Below are 2715 nucleotides of genomic sequence, written 5' to 3'. Positions count from 1 at the left end.
CGTACCCATCCGGTGAAGGCCGCGGATCAGCTATGATTGTTCGGCAATGAGGTTGATGAGGCATTCGATGCCGTCAGGCGTGAAGGCCATGGCGCCGCCGTCATAATCGGGCCCGAACACCCAGATCAGCCCGTCTTCGGGTTCCATTTCCGCGGCGATGTCGAAGAGCCACTCTTCGTCTCTGCCGAGCTCCCGCGCGACGAGCGCCAGGGTTTTGACGCTATCGACTTTGTTCACGTCCATCAGGCGGCGATCGCGGCGGGCTTGCTTTGCCAGTTCCAGGGGAGGAGCTCATCGAGCCGGCTGACGGGATGGCTGGCAATGCGGTCGAGCACATCGGCGAGCCAGGCCTGCGGATCGATATCGTTCAGCCGCGCGGTCTGGATCAGCGTGTAGAGGATGGCGGCGCGCTGACCGCCGCGATCGGATCCGCAGAACAGCCAGGCCTTGCGACCGAGCGGCACGCAGCGCAGCGCCCGTTCTGCCGCGTTGTTGGTCAGGCAGACGCGCCCGTCATCGAGGAAGCGGCTGAACGCGGCCCGGCGCCGGAGCATGTAGTTGATCGCCTTGGCAAGGTCGTGGTTGCGCGACAGCTTCCCGAGCTGTTCGGTGAGCCAGGCGTGGAGCTCGGCTAGCAACGACGCGCTCTGCTCCTGACGGAGGGCGAGGCGCTCGGCGGCGCTGCTGCCGTTCACGGCGCGCTCGATATCGAACAAGGCATCGATCCGCTGCACGGCCTCGAGTGCGATCGGATAGATGACACCCGAGCGCTCGCCGCGGCTCTTCTTGCGTGCCGCGCCCTCGACGTCGGCGAGCTCGAAGAACTTGCGCCGTGCGTGAGCGAAACAGCCCGCCTCGAAGATGGGTCCGGGCATACGCCCTTCACGGTAGAGCTCGCCGTAGCCACCATAGGCGTCGGCCTGCAATATCCCCGACCAGGATGCGAGATGGGCTTGCGGATGTTCGCCGCGCCGGTCGCGCGAGTAGTGGAACAGCGCCGCAGGCGGATCGGCACCTGCGAACGGCTTGTCGTCGCGCACATAGACCCACAGCCTCGCGGTATCGGTCTTGCCCTTCGCGAGGACCGGCACGGTTGTATCGTCGCCGTGCAATCGCTCGGCGGCGAGGACATGGGCCTCGATCAGGCGATAGATCGGTAGCAGCGCATGGGCACCGCCGCCGACCTGATCGCCGAGCGTCGATGTGCTGAGCGGCACACCCTCACGGGCGAACCGCTCGGCCTGGCGGTTGAGCGGTTGGTGTTGCCCGTACTTCTCGAACAGCAGCATCGCGAGGAAGCTCGGCCCGGCCCAGCCGCGAGGGAGCACATGAAAGGGCGCCGGTGGCTGGGTGATCTTCTCGCAATCGCGGCAAGAAAACTTCTCGCGCACCGTCTGGGTGACCTTCCACGAACGCGGGATCACCTCGAGCGTCTCGGTGATGTCTTCGCCGAGCTTGGCAAGGCGGCTGCTGCCGCATGCCGGGCAGGAACAGGGGGCGGGCACGACGATGCGCTCGCGCGGCAGGTGATCGGGGAACGGCTTGCGGCTCGGGCGCTTGCGCTCGAACGCGGTGACGGACAGGGCCTTTGCGGCGGCGGCCTCGGTGACGAGTTCATCCTCGCTGGCATCGGCCTCGAGATCTTCGAGCTGTAGCTCCATCTGCGCCAGGAGACGCTTGCTGCGTTCTGCGCTGGCGCCGTAGGCCTCGCGCTTCAGCTTGGCGATCTGCAGCTTGAGATGGGCGATCATCGCCTCGGTGGCGCTCTCGCGGGCCTTTGCGTTGGCGAGCCGCGCTTCGGCCTCGTCGGCTCTGCGGGTCGCCGCGTTCAGCAGCGCCTTGAGCGCTGCGACGTCGTCCAGAGTGGGCGAAACGGCGGCTTCCATGCCCATGAATGAATCACCATCGGCCCCACCAATCAAGCCCAAAATGCATCATACCGGGCGCTATCCCGCGCTTTGTGGCCGCCAGCTATACTGCGGGTTACGCCAGTCGATCCCGTCGAGCAGACAGGCCAGTTGCGCACTCGTCAGCGACACGATCCCGTCCTTCGCCGACGGCCAGATAAAGCGCCCCTTCTCGAGCCGCTTGGCGTAAAGCGACATGCCGATACCGTCATGCCAGATGATCTTGGTCAGCGATCCGGCACGCCCCCGAAAGACGAAGAGATCGCCGCCGAAAGGATCGCGCCCCAGGGCCTGCTGGACGAGCAGCGCGAGCCCCTGCATGCCCTTGCGCATATCCGTATGACCCATCGCTATCCACACCCGTGCGCCGGGCGGGATCATCGCAGCGCCTTCAAGGCCGCGGCTGCCAACACCGGCGATGCCGAGGCCGCGATGCTGACCCGGCCGACGCCCGGAAGCTCGATCAGGATCGCGACGCCCGGCACGGACGAAGGCGACTGCAGCTCGTCGGCCACCATCGCCTCGGCGAATACGGGGCCTGGCAATGCCGCGCGAAACTTGCGCCGCCATGCATAGATCAGGCTGGTGGAAACATCATATCGGCGGCTAACCTCGGCAACGCAGGAACCCGGCGCAAACGCCTCGTTCAGGATCTGAAGCCGCTCATCCTCACTCCACCGCCGACGCCGCTCGGGGCCGCTAAACAGCGTTACCTGGCTCATATCCGTCCTTAAGCTCGCTCACACGAGCACGCTTATGAGCGCGCGAAACCGCGACGAACAAGGCGGCTCTCACCGGGCGGATACTC

The 2715-nt window shown here is 65.9% G+C and carries 4 protein-coding genes; all 4 read right to left on the bottom strand.

Translation table 11 applies throughout. From position 1 onward, the window contains the following. Positions 1-30 precede the first annotated feature (30 nt). The 4 genes from KAY22_RS27565 to KAY22_RS27550 are packed head-to-tail and all read right to left on the bottom strand — an operon-like array spanning position 31 to position 2629. Positions 31-243 carry a hypothetical protein gene (locus tag KAY22_RS27565; protein WP_296626230.1) on the bottom strand — a complete coding sequence of 71 codons (213 nt, stop codon included), beginning with the start codon at positions 241-243 and terminating at the stop codon, positions 31-33. Beyond that, a complete protein-coding gene (locus KAY22_RS27560) occupies positions 243-1886 on the bottom strand; it encodes an IS66 family transposase (protein WP_296626231.1) in 1644 nt (547 codons plus the stop codon). The genes KAY22_RS27565 and KAY22_RS27560 overlap by 1 nt, the downstream gene beginning before the upstream one ends. Positions 1887-1946: 60 nt before the next feature. Continuing rightward, positions 1947-2288 carry an IS66 family insertion sequence element accessory protein TnpB gene (gene tnpB / locus KAY22_RS27555; protein ID WP_296626229.1) on the bottom strand — a complete coding sequence of 114 codons (342 nt, stop codon included), beginning with the start codon at positions 2286-2288 and terminating at the stop codon, positions 1947-1949. Further along, positions 2285-2629 carry a transposase gene (locus tag KAY22_RS27550; RefSeq protein WP_296626228.1) on the bottom strand — a complete coding sequence of 115 codons (345 nt, stop codon included), beginning with the start codon at positions 2627-2629 and terminating at the stop codon, positions 2285-2287. The genes tnpB and KAY22_RS27550 overlap by 4 nt, the downstream gene beginning before the upstream one ends. Positions 2630-2715 lie beyond the last annotated feature (86 nt).

The sequence above is a fragment of the Rhizorhabdus sp. genome (assembly GCF_018006725.1).
Lineage (GTDB): Bacteria > Pseudomonadota > Alphaproteobacteria > Sphingomonadales > Sphingomonadaceae > Rhizorhabdus.
The sequence above is the reverse complement of the archived record's forward strand: the minus strand, read 5'-3'. Positions and strand labels throughout refer to the sequence as shown.

What these genes read in the sequence shown, in the direction of transcription:
- tnpB (WP_296626229.1), bottom strand. Translation starts at nt 2,288, where the DNA reads ATGATCCCGCCCGGCGCACGGGTGTGGATAGCGATGGGTCATACGGAT.
- KAY22_RS27565 (WP_296626230.1), bottom strand. Translation starts at nt 243, where the DNA reads ATGGACGTGAACAAAGTCGATAGCGTCAAAACCCTGGCGCTCGTCGCG.
- KAY22_RS27560 (WP_296626231.1), bottom strand. Translation starts at nt 1,886, where the DNA reads ATGGAAGCCGCCGTTTCGCCCACTCTGGACGACGTCGCAGCGCTCAAG.
- KAY22_RS27550 (WP_296626228.1), bottom strand. Translation starts at nt 2,629, where the DNA reads ATGAGCCAGGTAACGCTGTTTAGCGGCCCCGAGCGGCGTCGGCGGTGG.